This window comes from Parasphingorhabdus pacifica (genome assembly GCF_054779195.1).
In genome coordinates this window covers 1-15564 of sequence record NZ_BAAGYS010000007.1, presented here as the reverse complement: position 1 = coordinate 15564, position 15564 = coordinate 1, and the positions used below count along the sequence as shown (strand labels likewise).

Genomic DNA, 15564 nt, shown 5'->3' with positions numbered 1-15564 from the left:
CGAGACCCGGCGAGGGGTGTCTCGCGTCAGTGGCCGGAGCGGATCATGGAAGGGCCGCCCGCACGCACCGGGCGGCCCTTCTTTCCGTCCGGTGCGTGGTCAGTCCGAACGGTCCGATACCGGTCACGCGCGCACCGCGATCGCCATGCCCTGACCGACACCGATGCAGGCGGCGGCGATGCCGATCCCGCCGTTCCGGTGCCGCAGGTGCCTGCACAGATCCACCACGATCCGCGACATCGAAGCGCCGAGCGGGTGACCGTAGGCGACAGCGCCTCCGTGCACGTTGACCCGCTCGCTCTCCACCTCGGGGAGGTGCCGCAACACCGAGAGCACGACCGCCGAGAACGCCTCGTTGATCTCCCACAGGTCCACGTCCTCGGCTGCGATGTGCAGCCGTGCCAGCAGTGCGCGGATCGCCGGGACCGGTGCGAGCGCGAACCGGTGCGGTTCGTCGGCGGCCAGCGCGCTCCCGAGCACCTCGCCCAGCGGTGGCACGCCGATCCGATCGGCCTGCTCCGCGGTGCCCACGAGCGCGGCCAACGCACCGTCGTTGATCGGTGAGGAATTGCCCGCGGTGATCGCACCGTTCGCCGAGAACGCGGGGGACAGCGCGGCGAGTCGCCGCTCGCTGGTTTCGGTGCGCACGGACTCGTCCCGGCGCACCGCCGCACCGTCCGGGGTGCTCACCGAGAACGCGAATCCGTCGTGCACACCGGCGTCCCAAGCCGCGGCCGCCCGCCGATGGGAGCGCAACGCGAACGAGTCCATCGCGGCGCGGTCGACTCCGAGTCCATCGGCGACCTGTTCAGCGGCGCGGCCCAGCGGAACCGTCCATTCCGCGTGCATCCGGGGGTTGACCAGCCGCCAGCCCAGAGCGGTCGAAACCATCTCCATCCGGTCCGGCAGTGCGCGCTCCGGCCGCGGAACCACGAACGGTGCCCGGCTCATGCCTTCGACCCCGCCCGCGATGAGCAGTTCGGCGTCGTCGGCACGGACAGCGCGGGCCGCCTGTACGAGGGCTTCACCGCCCGATCCGCACAGGCGGTTCAGCGTCACCCCGGGAATGCCGCTGGGCAGGCCCGCCAGCAGTGCGGCCATCCGCGCGACGTTGCGGTTCTCCTCACCGGCCCCGTTCGTGTTGCCGTACAACACGTCTTCGATGCGGGAGGGTTCCAGCCGGCCACTGCCGGACGCACCGTGCCGGTTCAGCAGCTCGGTGATGGGCAGGGCGGCGAGGTCGTCGACGCGGACCCCGGAGAGCCCGCCCCGGTAGCGGCCGAACGGGGTTCGGGCGGCGTCGATCAGAAAAGCTCGAGCCATGCCCCAATCGTGGCCGATTCGCGGTCCCGGCGACAGGCTCCGAAGCGGTGGGACGGGTGGCTAATCCGCGAGTTCGGCGACCGCTTCTTCGGCAGTCAGTTCGACGACCCGGCCGCCCCGATCACCCAGATCGCGCAGCCGGTGCAGGGCCTTCGCGGTGTCCAACCGGATCCGGGTGCTCCTGCGCTCCCCGTCTTGGCGCCGTGACCACCGCTGCCGAGCCTCGTGCCCGGCGTCGACAGTGGACTTGAGCGAGCCGGTGGAGGCGAGCGAACCACGCGCCGCACCCAACCGGCCGAGCGCGTCGTCGACCGCGTCGAGCAGTGCGACCCGGTTGCCTTCGGTCATGGCCCGCACCAGTTCGGGATCGCTGCCCGAGACCCGGGTGCTGTCCCGGAACGAGCCCGCGGCCAGCGACAGCGCCAGCTCCCCACCGTCGGCGCCGACCGAGGCCAGCACCGCGGCGAACACGTGGGGGAGGTGCGAGATGCGGGCGACCGCCGAATCGTGTTCGGCAGCCGACGCGGGAACGACTTGCGCCCCGCAGTCCAAGGCCAGCGAGGCCGCTTCCCGCCACGCTTCAAGCGTCGTGGCCTCTTCGATCGTGACGGCCCACGCGGCTCCCGAGAGCAGCTCCGCCGACCCCGCGCGCCAGCCGGAGGACTCCACGCCGGCCATCGGGTGGCCACCGGCGTACCTGGCGCCCGGCAACAGGCTGCGCACTTCGGCATCGACGGGGTCCTTGACGCTGACCACGTCGGTGAGCAACGAATCCGGGGCGAACCAGGCGACCTGGCGCAGCACCGCGCGCACCGCGGTCAGCGGGGTGGCGATCACCACGATCGCGTCTTCGGCGGCAGCCCGGCGAAGGGCTTCCTCGGTGGTCGATTCGACCTCGTAGCCATCGGCCCGCGCGGCTCCCGCATCCGCCGCCGACGCGGTGGCGCCCCAGCCGGGGCGGCCCGCAGCGCTCGCGGCCCGCAGCACGGATCCGCCGATCAATCCCAGCCCGATGACGCACACGGCACGCATCCGACCATCCTGCCTGATCCGGCTCGATTTCGAGGAGTCGGGCACCTTCGGACGGGGGACAGGAAAAGGTGAATCGCAGCACGGAAGGTTACGAAGCGCGCAATAGTGCTTTCGGGTGGCGTGCGCACGCTCTACGGTGTCCACATGACGGTGCAGGAGCCGCTCGCGGGCTTCGCCGTTGCCGTGGTGCGAGAAGACGGCCGGTGGCGGTGCAGCGCGATGGACAGTTCGGTTCTGGCGGGCCTGGACGCCGCCATCACAGCGCTGCGGGGACTGCGGTCCACCGGAGCGGTGTTCGGCATGTGCAATGTGGATGACGAGTTCTTCGTGCTGATCCGCCCGGTGCCAGGAGGCGTGGACCTGCTGCTCTCGGACGCGGCGGCCGCGCTGGACTACGACATCGCGGCCGATGTGCTGGACCTGCTCCGCATCGATGCGCCGGACGACGATGACGACGAGGTGTGGCCGGAGGGCAACCTCTCGATCCTCTCCGACATTGGCCTGCCCGAGGGCGAGTTGCTGGTGATCATCGAAGAGGTCGATCTGTATCCGGACGAGCAGATGGAGATGATCGCGCAGCGCTGCGGGTTCGGCGAGCAGTACGCGGGCATGCTGGAGAAGTTGGATCAGTGAGGGGAGCCGGTACCGGGCGTGCCGGCGATGCCGAGCTGGTGCGGTCGGCGCTGGAAGTCGCTCCCGGCGCGCTCGCGTCCGGCGACGTGCCCATCGGTGCGGTGGTGTTCGCGCCGGACGGGCGGGTTCTCGCCTCGGCGCACAACCGGCGCGAAGAGCTGGGCGACCCGACGGCGCACGCCGAGATCCTCGCCCTGCGGGCGGCCGCGGCCGAGCACGGTGACGGGTGGCGACTGACGGAGTGCACGCTCGCCGTCACCGTCGAACCCTGCACGATGTGCGCGGGCGCGCTGGTGCTCGCCAGGGTCGCCAGAGTGGTGTTCGGGGTCTGGGAACCCCGCACCGGAGCGGTTGGGTCGCTCTGGGACGTGGTGCGCGACCGACGGCTGAACCACCGTCCCGAGGTCGTCGGCGGTGTGCTCGCCGACGAATGCGCGGAGGTGTTGGCGGACTTCTTCGTCGAGCACCGGCAGTGACCTGATCGATCTCTCGCCGATCGGCGGGACTGACCACTGGGTTCGCTGCGGCGGCCGGATGTGGCGGGGAGCCGTACCGAGCCGCCGCAGTGGCGCCGAGGGGGCCCCTTCACGGATCCGTATGGGGATTCCGTTAGCCTTGTCGGCGGTAGCGTGTCCGAGCGGCCTAAGGAGCGCGACTCGAAATCGCGTGAGGTGAGAGCCTCCGTGGGTTCGAATCCCACCGCTACCGCCGTTGAGAGCCGGTCCCCGTCGAGCACGGGGGCCGGCTCTTTTTCTGTTGGTCTCGATGTGCGGTCTCAACTCGGGTCTCGGCGGCCCGCACGCTGACCGGGAACGAAGCCGGTCGCTCCGTCCCCGCCCGACCCGAGTGGCCGGTCTCGAGTGGCCCGGCCCTGAGTGGCCCGGCTTCGTTCGACATCCGCCTCGCTCGACACCCGCCGGGGTGCGCGGACATCGACGACGTTAGCCTTGTCGGCGGTAGCGTGTCCGAGCGGCCTAAGGAGCGCGACTCGAAATCGCGTGAGGTGAGAGCCTCCGTGGGTTCGAATCCCACCGCTACCGCCGCTGAGAGCCGGTCCCCGTCGAGCACGAGGGTCGGCTCTTTTGCTGTCTGCCCCGAGGTGCGGTCTCAGCTGGTCTCAGAGAGGCGCCGTCACCAGTCTGTGAGTTGTTGCCACCACGACCGGTCCGCACTCCAGATCTGCACGGATTCGGAATCGGAGCCGCAGCCCTTGCGGGCGTCGCGCCGGGTGGTCAGGCACTCTCGGACCGAGATCGCCTCGATGTTGCCGGGGAAGCTGTGCCCGATTTCCTTCGAGCGGTTCACCCCGGCAACGTATTCGCGGCGCTCCTCGTCTTTCTCTCGGCTCCCGTGGTGGTCCACCCAGATGATCAGAATCGTGGCCTTGCCGTCTTTCTTGTTGTCCAGCAACGTGCCGGTGAGGTGGATGAGCCCGTTCTCCGCACGCTGGACCTCACCCGACGCCGTCACCCCGCCGCTGTCGGCCGGTGTGAGGTTGGTCGTCCACGACTCGGCCTGCTGAGCGGACTTCGGCTGAACCACCCAGTACTCGACCAGCAGCGTGATCAGCCCGGCGGCCAAAGCGATCCCGATGCTCACCAGCACCCACTTGCCCCAGCCCGATCGCTCAGCCGCGCCCTGCATCCCTGTCCTGACCTCCTCGGCGAGCCCTGCCGGCGCGCACCTCCAAGTGGCAGGTCGGACACCCCTGGCACTGAAAGATCAAGTTCCGGCAAGAAGGCTACCAAGCACCACACCGCAGGAACCCGAATCCGAAGAACTTCCCCAAGAAAGCCGAGCACCTCGTCGAGCACGGCGAGCACCCCGTCGAGCACGGGGCCAGCTTTCATCATGTTGGTCCCGGCTAGGGCACCGCCGGCCGCGCGCTGATCGTGCGCGAAGCCGGTCGGTCCGCCCAGGCAACGCGGCCCGCCCCGATTTCGACACCCGCCGCGACGCGCGGGCGTCGACGGACGCCGGACATTTCGGGTGGACAGGCGGGTTGCGCCCTCCCGCGCGGGTCTTCGGCGGTGACATAGGACTCACCGGCCCCGCCCGGCGAGTACGAGTGTGCAACTCTCGCGGTCGATGGGGATGGCGGAAGTGGTGACGCTGGTCGCGGCGGGCGTGGCGGTCATCGCCGTGGCGTTCGCGGCCTGGCAGCTGCGGGTCGCTCGTCGGCAGGCCCGCCAGGCGGTGCGGCAGGCAGGTCGGGCGGACGAGCTGGCCACCGTGATCGAGAGCCATGCCAAGCAGGCGGCCGGATCAGCTCAGAGCGCACACACCCAGGCCCAGTGGGCGTGGGAACAAGTGAAGCTGGCTTCCGGCCAGTTGGAAGAAGCCAAACAGGAACACCAGGCTAGCGCCCGGGCGGAGCAGTGGGAATGGGCCTACGCGCTGACCATGACCGCCCGCGAACTCATCGACAGCAATCAGGAACTGATCCGGACCGCCCTCGATGCCCAGGTTGCCCCGCACTACCGACGAGGCGCCGATCGGCACTACCGCCAGAGCTGCCAGCGGTGGCAGGACACGATGGTCAAGGCCTTGTCCCGCACCTCGCCGACACTGGAGGTGCAACACCAGGTGATCGCGTTCGCCCACGTGCATCAGCGCCTGCACGGTTTCATCGACGTGCTGCTGCGAGCCGTCGAAACCGACACCCTGGTCTCCGACGACGCCGTGACCCGGCAGGTTCTCGGTCTGCGTCAGGAACTCGCCAGTGCGCACCGGCAGTTGCAGCGCACCGTAAGCACCAGCCTGGCCACCCCGGACGACGCTCCTCCGGAAGCGCACCCGCCCGAAACGCACCCGCCGGAGGCGCAGACCCAGCAGATCGCGGGGCGGCCGGGCAACGGTGATCTGCGGGTGGTCCAGAACCGGGCGTGACCAGCGGCGGTTGCCCTCGAACATGTCGTCGTCCCACGGCTGCCGAACCGTGTTGGGTCCCGAACCGCGCTGGGTCCCGAACCGCGCTGGGGACGGGGTCGGCTTCGGGTTGGTTCAGAGCCGTCGCGCGGTGGCCAGCCATGCGGGTGATTCGATGCGTTCCCCGTTCGGGATGCCGATGTCCGGGGCCCGGGAGGCGTCGACGATGCCCACGTACCGGTCCAGTGCCAGTTCTTCCAGTTCCCATCCGGCGCCGAACGCCTCGCGGATCGCGGTGTCGCTGATCTCCGGACCGAAGCCGGGACCGGTGTCCGAGAGGGCGAGCACGTGGACCAGGCCACCGGGGCGGCAGATCGCGTGCAGGCCTCGTGCATAGGCGAGCTGTGCCTCCCGATCGAAGACGTGGAACAGCGCGCTGTCGACGATCGTGTCGAAGCGGGGCTCGCTCCCGAGGTCGAGCGCGTCGGCGACTTCGAAGCGCAGGTGCGCGTTCCGCGCGACCGCGTTCGCGCGCGCTCGTTCGACCGCTGCCGGGGAGAAGTCGATCCCGAGCACATCGTGGCCGTGTTCGGCGAGGTGGATCGCGTTGTCCCCGCTGCCGCACCCCGGATCCAGGACGGTCCCCCGAATCCGGCCCTTCCGCTCCAGGTCGATGATCGCGGGCTGCGGCTCGCCGATCACCCACGGCGCGGTGCCGTTCTCGTATGCGTTGTCGAAGGTTTCCCGGGGGATTGTCATGTCCACTCCTCGGTGGTTGATCGCCGACGTGGACAGTCTCGAACTTCGACCTAAGACGAAGTCAACGATTCTCCCACGAATGGTGAGGATCGCCGGCGTACTCCGGAGTGACGCCCTCGTCGGAGTCGCCACGCCGGTCAGGCGATCACCGCAGGCGTGCGGTCACCGCGGCCGTGTTGCTCGGTCAGGCAGCGGGCCAACTCCGCGGGTGGAGAACAGTGTGTCAACACCCGCCGGGGTCCGTTCGCGGATGCCGGTGTTTCGCCGGATCGCTGTTCTGGAAACTCGGGAAGGTATGGCAGGGAGCAGGCAGCAGGAGGAGCTGACGCAGGCGCTGGCCGATATGGCCCGCGACCTCCTCGCGCAGGATTCCGTGCAGGGGACTCTGGATCGGATCGTGCAGCACGCGGTGCGCACCGTCGAGGGGTGCGACGACGCCGGGATTCTGACGGTGCAGCAACGACAGCATGTGCAGGTACTGGCCGTGAGCAGTGACACTGCCCGGCAATCGGATCTGCTCCAGGGTGAGCTGGGCGAGGGGCCGTGCTTCGACGCCGTCAACGATCGAAAGTCGGTGTATCGCATCCCTGACCTGGGTGTCCGCAGCGATCAGTGGCCGCGCTACGCGCCGCGGGCTCGCGAGTTGGGCATCGGCAGCATGATGGGGTTCTTGCTGTTTACCGACGCAGACGATCTCGGTGCGCTGGATCTCTACTCCTCGCAGCCCAACGCGTTCACCGAACACTCCGAACGAGTGGGCTTGATTCTGGCCGCCCAGGCTGCGGTGGCGCTTTCGAGCGCTCGCAGCAGCGCCCTGTTGCATGAGGCGGTCGAAACGCGCCAGCAGCGGTTTTCCGATCTGCTCAATCTCGCCCCGGTGGGGGTGGGCCTGTTCGACGAGCACGATCGGCTCCGAGAGGTCAACGAGGCGCTGTGTCGGCTGACGGGATACTCCCGCTCGCACCTGTTGGGCATGTCGGGCACCGAATTGCTGCACCGGCGCGAGCCCAGCGAGGGGATCAGCACCGAATCCGGTCGCGAACACGGCACCGCCGGTCCCTCGGGAGCCCGCCAGCGCATGCTGGCGGGCCACGACGGCCAGCCGGTGATCTGCGAGGTGCGCTATGCCCCCTCGCCCCAGGACGACGGCAGCCAGTTCTGGCTGGTGATCTTTCAGGACATCACCACCTACCTGCACCAGGCAGAGTTGCTGCAGCACCAGGCCACCCACGATGCGTTGACCGGGCTGGCCAACCGACGTGGTATCGAGGAATTGCTGCAGCAGGACACCGGAGATACGGCGGTGCTGCTGAGCGACATCGACAACTTCAAACGCGTCAACGACTCGCTGGGTCACGCCGCCGGTGACGAGCTGATCACGCAGGTGGCCCAGCGCCTGCGCCACATCCCACTGCCGGGCTGCACCCTCGCGCGCCTGTCCGGCGACGAGTTCCTGATCATCTGCACCGAACTCGAGCAGGCCGGGGGCCTGCAGGCTCTGGCCGAACGTGTGGCCGGGATTCTGCGCATGACCGTGCCCCTGCGCGGGCACTTCATCCGCATCTCGGCCTCCGTGGGCGCAGCGATGCTGCCGGCGGAGCCCGCCAGCGGTGAGGACCTGCTGCGGTATGCCGACGCGGCCATGTTCACCGCCAAGCGCCGCGGCCCCGGGCGGGTGCAATTGGCCGAGGATGCCATGCTCACCCACGTCGGCGAGCAGGTGCAGCTGGAAGGAGACCTGGCTCAGGCGCTGCACACCGACGCCCTCGAGCTGTACTACCAGCCGGTCGTGGACGGCAATCGGTCACCCATCGCCGTCGAGGCTCTGGTGCGTTGGCCCCATCCGGAGCGGGGAATGCTGTCCCCGGCGGTCATCCTGCCCACCGCCGAGCAAGCCGGCCTGAGTCACGAGCTCGACCAGTGGGTCCTGCGCACCGCCCTGACGCAGGCGGCCGGTTGGCCCGAGGCCCCCGCGGGGCCGCTGCAGGTGTGGGTCAACCTCGACAACCGCACCGTCGGTGACGCCGACTTCCTCACTGCTCTCGGCGAGACACTCGCCCGCTCCGGCGTCGAGCCGCACCGGTTGGTCCTGGAGATCACCGAAACCTCCCTGCTGGAGCTCTCCGAGGCCACCCGACAGGCCATGGACACCTTGATCAACAAGGGCGTGGCCTTCGCCATAGACGACTTCGGCACCGGCTACTCGTCCCTGGCCCGGCTCAAGGATCTCCCCGTCGGCACCATCAAACTCGACCGCCAGTTCATCACCGGCATCGAAAACGACGAGTTCAACCGCGCCATCGTGCGCTCGACCGTGGACATGGCCCACGCCATCAGACACCGGTGCGTGGCCGAAGGCGTGGAAACCACCGTCCAGTTCCACCTGCTCACCGCCCTCGGCATCGACGCATACCAGGGGTTCCTGTTCGCCCACCCCCTCTCCAACGACGACCTCCACGCCCTGCTGGAGAAGCAAAACATCCCTCCCGCAGCACAACAGCAGTAGGCGTAGCCGTGCACTTCGCGGAGTGTCCAATGTTCAGCATTCGACCTGCGGTTATGTGGTTGCACGGCCGATGTGGCGGGGCGTATTCGCGACAGGCCGGAACAGGTGCAGTTCTCAGGTCGCCAAGGCGAGCCACAAGGTAGTGATCGGGTGATCGTCCACGCAGGGGTTTTCACGTCGACCGCATAAGGAGCGGTGGCAACGGTGAAATCTCGGGCTGCTCGTCGCTCCATCGGGACCGGGCCACTACCCGATGCGCTCGAGGAACACTGCAAAGGTCAGCAAAGCGAGAGGGCCGGACACCTGGTGGTGTCCGGCCCTCTGACCTGCGGAGGATACGGGATTCGAACCCGTGAGGGCGTGAACCCAACACGATTTCCAATCGTGCGCCTTAGGCCGCTCGGCCAATCCTCCGCGGAAAAGCCTATCAAAGGGTTTCAGTGCCCCTGATAAGGGGTGTGAACAGCAAAAACACGTTCACGGTGATCGTCGGTTCGCCCGGCCGCTCGCCGGTTCTCGGGGCTCACCGGTCGACGACGGTGGAGACCAGTGGCTCGCTGCTCCGACACCTCGCGGACACCTCCACCTCGACCTCCTCGGACTCGAAGGTGAGCTCGACCTGTTCCGCGGGGCCGTCCTCGACGTCGTCCACCCGGAAACCTTGAGCGGGGCTCCACGAGCGCAACGACGCCGTCTCCTCGGCGGCATAGCACGCCACCACCACGGTGCCCCCCGAGGTGCGGTGCAGTTGCGGCTGCGTTCCGGCGGGCGAATCGTCCGGACCATCCCGCCCCGGCGGGACCGGCGCGGGCCGGGCGAGTTCCGCCTCCACCTCGCTCGGGCTGGTCATCGGTGGCTTGGCGTCCAAGATCTCCCGCCCGAGCGCGGAAACCGCGACCAGGCCCACCGCCGCCGCGAACCCGGCGGCGACCAGCCAGCCGACGACCGCCAAGGCGAGGCGAGTCCTTCCCGAAGCAGGTGCCACCCGACCACTATCGCAACCACCGCGTTCCGCGGCGGCTACCGTGCGCCGAGTGGCGCAGGTATTGCTGATCGAAGACGACGCGACGATCCGCAGCTCGTTGAGCAGAGCGCTGGACGAGCGAGGGCACGCGGTTTCCTCCGCGGGCACGGCGATGGCGGGTCTCAACCGGATCGTGGCGAACCCTCCCGACCTCGTCGTGCTCGACATCGGACTTCCCGACCTGCACGGCCGGGAGATGCTGCGGATGCTGCGGGCGGTCAACCGGGTGCCGGTGATCGTGGCCACCGCGCACGGGACCGAGAGCGAGATCGTGGCCGCGCTGGACGCCGGGGCAGACGACTACGTGGTGAAACCCTTCGGCGCCGGGCAGCTGGACGCGCGAATCCGGGCCGTGCTTCGCCGCGGCGGGGAGCACACCGCGCAGGAGGTGCTCTCGGTCGGCGGTCTGCAGATCGATCCGGCGGGGCGAACCGCCACCGTGGACGGTGCCGAGCTCGACCTCTCGCCCCGCGAGTTCGACCTGCTGCACTACCTGGCGTCGCGCCCCGGTCAGGTGATCAGCAAACGGGAACTGCTCACCGAGGTGTGGCAACTGCCCTACGGCGGCGCCGACAAGACCGTGGACGTGCACGTGTCGTGGCTGCGGCGCAAACTCGGCGAAACCGCCAAAACCGCCCGGTACCTGCACACCGTTCGCGGAGTGGGAGTGCGGCTCGCGCCGTTCGACCCCGGGTCGGCCTGATGCGGCGCCGAATCGCTCTGCTGGTGGTCGCCACGACGACCCTGGTGCTGGTCGCTTTCCTCGTCCCGCTCGCGGTATTGGTCCGCACGGTGGCGTTCGACCGGGCGGTCAACACCGCGACCACCGAGGCGCAGGCACTGACCTCGGTGGTCGGTACGGCCGAACCGGATATCGCCGAGTTGAGCGTCCAGCAGGCCAACGCGGACGGCCGGTTTCCGGTCACGGTGTTCCGAGCCGACGGCAGCCGCATCGGCGCCCCGGCCGAACGAACCCCGGCGGTCCGACTCGCCGAACGGGGACGCAGCCTCACCGTGGACACCGGTGACGGGGTCGAAGTGCTGGTGTCGGTGGGAGCTGCCTCCGGAGGGCAGGTGGTCATCCGCAGCTCGGTGAACGAATCGGAGCTCATGCGCGGGGTGCATCGCGCGTGGTTCCTGCTGGCGGTGCTGGGGGTAGCCCTGCTGGGGCTGAGCGTGCTCGTCGCCGACAGGTTGGCGCGGTCGCTGGTGCGGCCCACCGACGAATTGGCCGCGGTGTCGCACCGGCTCGCTGCCGGTGACCTGGAGGCACGCGCCCGAGTGTCGGCACCCCGCGAGATGCGGGACGTCGCGGGGGCGCTGAACCACCTGGCAGCGCGGATCAGTGAATTGCTGGCCGAGGAGCGCGAACGCGGAGCGGACCTCTCCCACCGGTTGCGGACGCCGCTGATGTCGCTCCGGCTGGACGCCGAAGCGCTGCGGGACAGCGCCGAATCGCAGCGCATCCGCGACCACGTCGACGCGCTGCAGCGCGCCGTCACTCAGGTGATCGAGGACTCCGGCCGGCGCAGCGCTCCGTCGACCCCGGTCGCCGCGCGCTGCGACGCGTCCGCTGTGGTGGCCGAACGGATCGAGTTCTGGTCGGTGCTCGCCGAGGACACCGAGCGCGAGGTGCGCATCGATGTCGCCGCCGGGCCGTTGTGGGTGGCCGTGCGGGACACCGAACTCGCCGCCTGTGTGGACGCCCTGCTGGGCAACGTCTTCGCGCACACCGAAGACGGGGTCGGGTTCGCGGTCCGGCTGCACCATCACGGCACTGCCGCGCGGATGGTCGTGGAGGACGACGGTCCGGGGTTCGGTGCGTTGAACACCGGCACCGGCCCCCTGCGCCGGGGTGCCAGCGGCAGCGGATCCAGCGGGCTCGGCCTCGACATCGCCCGGTGCGCGGCGGCGGACTCCGGCGGCACGGTGGTCCTGGGCGCGGGTGCGGGTGGTGGTGCGTGGGTGACCGTGGACCTAGGCGCGCCCGGGGATTCGACGCCTTAACGTTCGCTTAGCGTTCGAGTAGCGCCTGGTTAGCGGGGATGCCGGGAAGGTGATCGCTGTACGGCGACAGCGATCCGGGACCGTGTCCCGGCGGCAGGAGGGTCGATTTCGATGGTCGGCAAGAAGTTGCTCGGTGCGATCGCGGTCTCCGGGGGCGTGCTGGTGCTGGGTACCAGCGTGGCCCTCGCCGGCGGAGCGGACGACCGGCAAGCTCACCACCCGACGAACTCGCCGGTGAACGGCGAGGGGGTCTACACCGGCCCCGCACCGGACGAGATCCAGCGCGGACCGGCCATGTCCCCGCACGGGCCGTGGCCAGAGAACTGCATGGACGAATCCCCCGAGATCAGCGGCGACCGAGCCCGGGTGATCGCGCTGGAGGAGGTGCCGGGCGCGACGGTGACCGAGGTCGACCTCGACCGGTGCTACTTCCTCGAGTGGGAACTGGAGCTGCGGAAGGGCAATACCGAGTACGACATCGACGTCGACGCGCGGACCCGGCGAGGTCGTCGAGGTGGAGGAGGACCGGGAGGACGACTGACCTGCGGCGGGCGTCACCGGTCGGCCCCCTCGTCGAACCCCGGGGCGACCCGCTACACTGGATTACGGACCCCGTGCGGCGTCCATCCTGCGAACTCCCCCAGGGCCGGAAGGCAGCAAGGGTAAGCGGGCTCTGGCGGGTGCACGGGGTCCTCCTACGTCCGGGTCCTCCTACGTCCCGGTCCTCCTACGTCCCGGGCCGGTCCGCGTGAGGCGGCTTCGGGCTCTTCTCGGCTTGTCAGTGCTACCGCGTAGGGTTTCCACCGTGGCGCTCGCCCTTTACCGCAAGTACCGACCGGCGACCTTCGCTGAGGTGGCCGGCCAAGCGCACGTCACCGACCCGCTGCGGACGGCCCTCGGCGCCCAGCGGATCAACCACGCCTACCTCTTCTCCGGCCCACGTGGCTGCGGGAAGACCTCCAGTGCCCGCATCCTCGCCCGCTCGCTGAACTGCGCGCAGGGGCCGACACCGGACCCGTGCGGGGAGTGCGATTCGTGCGTCTCGCTGGCACCCGAGGGCGGCGGCAGCGTCGATGTGATCGAGCTCGACGCGGCCAGCCACGGTGGTGTCGACGACACCAGGGAGTTGCGCGACCGGGCATCGTTCGCCCCGGCGCAGTCCCGCTATCGGATCTTCATCATCGACGAGGCCCACATGGTCACGCCGCAGGGCTTCAACGCCCTGCTGAAGATCGTCGAAGAACCGCCCGAGCACCTCATCTTCGTGTTCGCCACGACCGAGCCGGACAAGGTGCTCACCACCATCCGCTCGCGGACCCACCACTACCCGTTCCGGTTGATGCCGCCCGGCGTCATGCGGGAAATGCTGGAGCGCATCTGCTCCGAAGAACACGTGCCGGTCGAACCGGCCGTGTATCCGCTGGTGATCCGGGCCGGAGGCGGCTCCGCCCGCGACACGCTGAGCGTGCTGGACCAGCTGCTCGCCGGGGCGGACGAGAAGGGCGTCACCTACGAGCGGGCGGTCGCGCTGCTCGGCGTCACCGACATCGCGCTCATCGACGACATGGTCGATGCGCTCGCCGCCGACGACGGCGCGACCGTGTACGGCACGGTCGACCGGCTGGTCGAAGCCGGACACGATCCCCGCCGCTTCGCCTCCGACCTGCTCGATCGGCTGCGCGACCTGGTCCTGCTGCACGCCGTGCCCGATGCGCCCGATCGCGGACTGCTCGACGTCGACGGCGACGAGCTCACCAAGATGCGTGGGCAGGCCGAACACCTCGGTGCGGCCACGTTGTCCCGATTCGCCGAGATCGTGCACGCGGGTCTCTCGGAGATGCGGGGTGCCACCGCGCCGCGGCTGTTGCTCGAACTGCTTTGCGCCCGGATGTTGCTGCCCGCGGTCTCGGATTCGGAGACGGCTCTGCTGCAGCGGATTGAACGCGTCGAGAACCGGATGACCATCGCCCCGGGTCCGGAAGGGGCCGCGCGGTCCGAACCGGAGCCGACCGAAGCTTCGGGGCGGCGCGTGTTCCAGCGCCCGCACGAGCGAGCGGCGCAGGAAACGGCGGCATCCGGGCAGACGGAACCGAAGAAGGCGCCGTCGGAACGGGACGAGCAGGCACCGGTGGAACCCGCACAGGCCGAGCCCGAACAGGTCCGACCCGCACCGGCCCAACCCGCACAAGCCGAGTCCGGGGCCGCGCGGACAAGCCAACCGCAGGCGCCCGCGACGCAGCAGGCACCGGCCGCGCAGTCGAGCGCTGGCTCGGGGGCCGCACGGCAGGAAACGGCGCCTGCCCAGCCTCCTGCCCAGCCTGCAGCTGCCCAGCCTGCTGCCGCTGCCCAGGCCGCCGAAGCGCCCGGCACCCAGCAGGCGAGTTCAGCCCAGTCGGGAGAATTCGACGCCGCCGCCGTTCGCCAGGTGTGGACCAAGCTGCTCAAGGCGGTCGCCGAGCGCAACCGGCCGACGCAGGCATTGCTGCTCAACGCCACGGTGCAGGACCTACAGAACGGCACGCTGGTGTTGTCGATGCCCACCTCGGGGTTGGCCAAGCAATTCGCCCAGCAGCACCGGATCGAATTCGTGCGCGATGCCATGCGCGCGGTGCTGGGGGGAGAGTGGGCCGTTCGCTGCGTGGAAGCAGGTGCGAGCACCACGACATCGGCCCCGGCGAAGCCTGCCAAGCAACCGCCGCAACGTCGGGAGGCATCGCCGAGCCCGGCGCCCGACGGCGGCACCGGCGGCCAGTCGGACGGCAGGGGCCCCCAGCCGTCCGGGGCCGAGGCCAAATCGGTGACTGAGCCGAATGCGCAGCCGTCCGGCGGGCAGCAAGCGCAGGAGGCCCCGGAACGGAATGGTGCGTCCGGCGGCAACACGCCCACCGACTCGTCGGTGAACGGAAGGGCGCAGGGCCGGGCGGGTTCGGGCACGCGTGCTCCGGACGACGACATCCCTCCGCCTCCGGAGCCGCCGGACGAGGAACCACCGCCTCCGGAAGAGGCGCCGCCCGCCGCCGGACCGCCTTCTTCGCCCGGGACGGATGAGGAGGACGAGGAATCGATGCTCGCGAATTCCTCGGCGGCCCCGCACACCTCGTCGTCGGAGGATCCGCAGGAGCGGGCGGTCGAGATGTTGGTGAACGAACTGGGCGCTCGCCGACTCGGCGACTGACGGCCGACGACTGGCGGTCGGCAACTGGTGACCGACGCCTGCGAGAGCATCGCGAAGTCGGGCCCTGTTCGGCCGACCCGCCCCGGATCGTGTGAATGCCGGGTGTACTGGGGTTTTGCTGTTGGGGTGGGGGTGGTGTCGAGGGGGTTATCCGGGGTGTGTAGAGTTTTCAATGTCAGCACGGAACAGGGCGGACTGCTTCGGACTTCGGGTTCGGGTTTTCGGACTGGGTGTTGA

General features: G+C 69.5%; 12 protein-coding genes, 3 tRNA genes, 1 other RNA gene and 1 pseudogene. 11 read left to right on the top strand and 6 right to left on the bottom strand.

All coding sequences use genetic code 11. From position 1 onward, the window contains the following. Positions 1–123: 123 nt before the first annotated feature. Both ACYVAN_RS09445 and ACYVAN_RS09440 read right to left on the bottom strand, forming a co-directional pair. Positions 124–1323, bottom strand: coding sequence for a thiolase family protein (locus ACYVAN_RS09445; RefSeq protein ID WP_460957832.1), 1200 nt, complete (start codon positions 1321–1323; stop codon positions 124–126). 60 nt (positions 1324–1383) lie between these two features. Continuing rightward, positions 1384–2355, bottom strand: a complete 972-nt coding sequence (locus ACYVAN_RS09440) for a prephenate dehydrogenase (RefSeq protein WP_460957830.1) — start codon at positions 2353–2355, stop codon at positions 1384–1386. A gap of 144 nt (positions 2356–2499) precedes the next feature. Here ACYVAN_RS09440 and ACYVAN_RS09435 point away from each other — a divergent pair, with 144 nt between their 5' ends. From ACYVAN_RS09435 to ACYVAN_RS09420, 4 genes are all read left to right on the top strand, one after another. After that, on the top strand, positions 2500–2988 hold the full coding sequence (locus ACYVAN_RS09435; protein ID WP_460957828.1) for a tRNA adenosine deaminase-associated protein: 489 nt from the start codon (positions 2500–2502) through the stop codon (positions 2986–2988). After that, the gene (locus tag ACYVAN_RS09430; RefSeq protein WP_460957826.1) at positions 2985–3464 is read left to right on the top strand and encodes a nucleoside deaminase; all 480 of its coding nucleotides are present in this window, start codon (positions 2985–2987) and stop codon (positions 3462–3464) included. The genes ACYVAN_RS09435 and ACYVAN_RS09430 overlap by 4 nt, the downstream gene beginning before the upstream one ends. A gap of 147 nt (positions 3465–3611) precedes the next feature. Further along, a tRNA-Ser gene (locus ACYVAN_RS09425) sits at positions 3612–3696 on the top strand. Positions 3697–3943: 247 nt separating this feature from the next. After that, positions 3944–4028, top strand: a tRNA-Ser gene (locus tag ACYVAN_RS09420). A gap of 91 nt (positions 4029–4119) precedes the next feature. Here ACYVAN_RS09420 and ACYVAN_RS09415 read toward each other — a convergent pair. Next, complete coding sequence (locus tag ACYVAN_RS09415; protein ID WP_460957824.1) at positions 4120–4632, bottom strand: hypothetical protein; 513 nt, start codon at positions 4630–4632, stop codon at positions 4120–4122. A gap of 444 nt (positions 4633–5076) precedes the next feature. On the opposite strand from ACYVAN_RS09415, the gene ACYVAN_RS09410 reads away from it, so the two are divergent. Next, the gene (locus tag ACYVAN_RS09410) at positions 5077–5877 is read left to right on the top strand and encodes a hypothetical protein (RefSeq protein ID WP_460957822.1); all 801 of its coding nucleotides are present in this window, start codon (positions 5077–5079) and stop codon (positions 5875–5877) included. Positions 5878–5991: 114 nt separating this feature from the next. Here the strand turns inward: ACYVAN_RS09410 and ACYVAN_RS09405 are convergent, their stop codons facing one another. After that, the gene (locus ACYVAN_RS09405) at positions 5992–6615 is read right to left on the bottom strand and encodes a class I SAM-dependent methyltransferase (RefSeq protein ID WP_460957820.1); all 624 of its coding nucleotides are present in this window, start codon (positions 6613–6615) and stop codon (positions 5992–5994) included. A gap of 295 nt (positions 6616–6910) precedes the next feature. On the opposite strand from ACYVAN_RS09405, the gene ACYVAN_RS09400 reads away from it, so the two are divergent. Then, the gene (locus tag ACYVAN_RS09400; RefSeq protein ID WP_460957818.1) at positions 6911–9121 is read left to right on the top strand and encodes a putative bifunctional diguanylate cyclase/phosphodiesterase; all 2211 of its coding nucleotides are present in this window, start codon (positions 6911–6913) and stop codon (positions 9119–9121) included. Positions 9122–9450: 329 nt separating this feature from the next. Here ACYVAN_RS09400 and ACYVAN_RS09395 read toward each other — a convergent pair. Then, positions 9451–9535: transfer RNA gene (locus ACYVAN_RS09395), tRNA-Ser, on the bottom strand. Between the two features lie 109 nt (positions 9536–9644). Further along, positions 9645–10106 (bottom strand): hypothetical protein, encoded by a 462-nt coding sequence (locus ACYVAN_RS09390; protein WP_460957816.1) that lies wholly within the window; start codon positions 10104–10106, stop codon positions 9645–9647. A 49-nt stretch (positions 10107–10155) separates the two neighbouring features. Here ACYVAN_RS09390 and ACYVAN_RS09385 point away from each other — a divergent pair, with 49 nt between their 5' ends. The 5 genes and pseudogenes from ACYVAN_RS09385 (at position 10156) to ACYVAN_RS09365 (ending at position 15327) form a co-directional block, all read left to right on the top strand. Further along, the gene (locus ACYVAN_RS09385) at positions 10156–10848 is read left to right on the top strand and encodes a response regulator transcription factor (RefSeq protein WP_460957813.1); all 693 of its coding nucleotides are present in this window, start codon (positions 10156–10158) and stop codon (positions 10846–10848) included. Continuing rightward, the gene (locus tag ACYVAN_RS09380) at positions 10848–12152 is read left to right on the top strand and encodes a sensor histidine kinase (protein ID WP_460957811.1); all 1305 of its coding nucleotides are present in this window, start codon (positions 10848–10850) and stop codon (positions 12150–12152) included. The genes ACYVAN_RS09385 and ACYVAN_RS09380 overlap by 1 nt, the downstream gene beginning before the upstream one ends. A gap of 111 nt (positions 12153–12263) precedes the next feature. Next, positions 12264–12638, top strand: a pseudogene (locus tag ACYVAN_RS09375) (hypothetical protein); the annotation flags it as partial. Positions 12639–12756: 118 nt separating this feature from the next. After that, an RNA gene (gene ffs, locus ACYVAN_RS09370) (signal recognition particle sRNA small type) lies at positions 12757–12851 on the top strand. Between the two features lie 106 nt (positions 12852–12957). Next, complete coding sequence (locus tag ACYVAN_RS09365) at positions 12958–15327, top strand: DNA polymerase III subunit gamma and tau (RefSeq protein WP_460957810.1); 2370 nt, start codon at positions 12958–12960, stop codon at positions 15325–15327. Positions 15328–15564 lie beyond the last annotated feature (237 nt).

Coding starts and splice junctions, on each gene's coding strand:
- ACYVAN_RS09445 (WP_460957832.1), bottom strand. CDS start 1,323: ATGGCTCGAGCTTTTCTGATCGACGCCGCCCGAACCCCGTTCGGCCGC.
- ACYVAN_RS09440 (WP_460957830.1), bottom strand. CDS start 2,355: ATGCGTGCCGTGTGCGTCATCGGGCTGGGATTGATCGGCGGATCCGTG.
- ACYVAN_RS09435 (WP_460957828.1), top strand. CDS start 2,500: ATGACGGTGCAGGAGCCGCTCGCGGGCTTCGCCGTTGCCGTGGTGCGA.
- ACYVAN_RS09415 (WP_460957824.1), bottom strand. CDS start 4,632: ATGCAGGGCGCGGCTGAGCGATCGGGCTGGGGCAAGTGGGTGCTGGTG.
- ACYVAN_RS09410 (WP_460957822.1), top strand. CDS start 5,077: ATGGGGATGGCGGAAGTGGTGACGCTGGTCGCGGCGGGCGTGGCGGTC.
- ACYVAN_RS09405 (WP_460957820.1), bottom strand. CDS start 6,615: ATGACAATCCCCCGGGAAACCTTCGACAACGCATACGAGAACGGCACC.
- ACYVAN_RS09400 (WP_460957818.1), top strand. CDS start 6,911: ATGGCAGGGAGCAGGCAGCAGGAGGAGCTGACGCAGGCGCTGGCCGAT.
- ACYVAN_RS09380 (WP_460957811.1), top strand. CDS start 10,848: ATGCGGCGCCGAATCGCTCTGCTGGTGGTCGCCACGACGACCCTGGTG.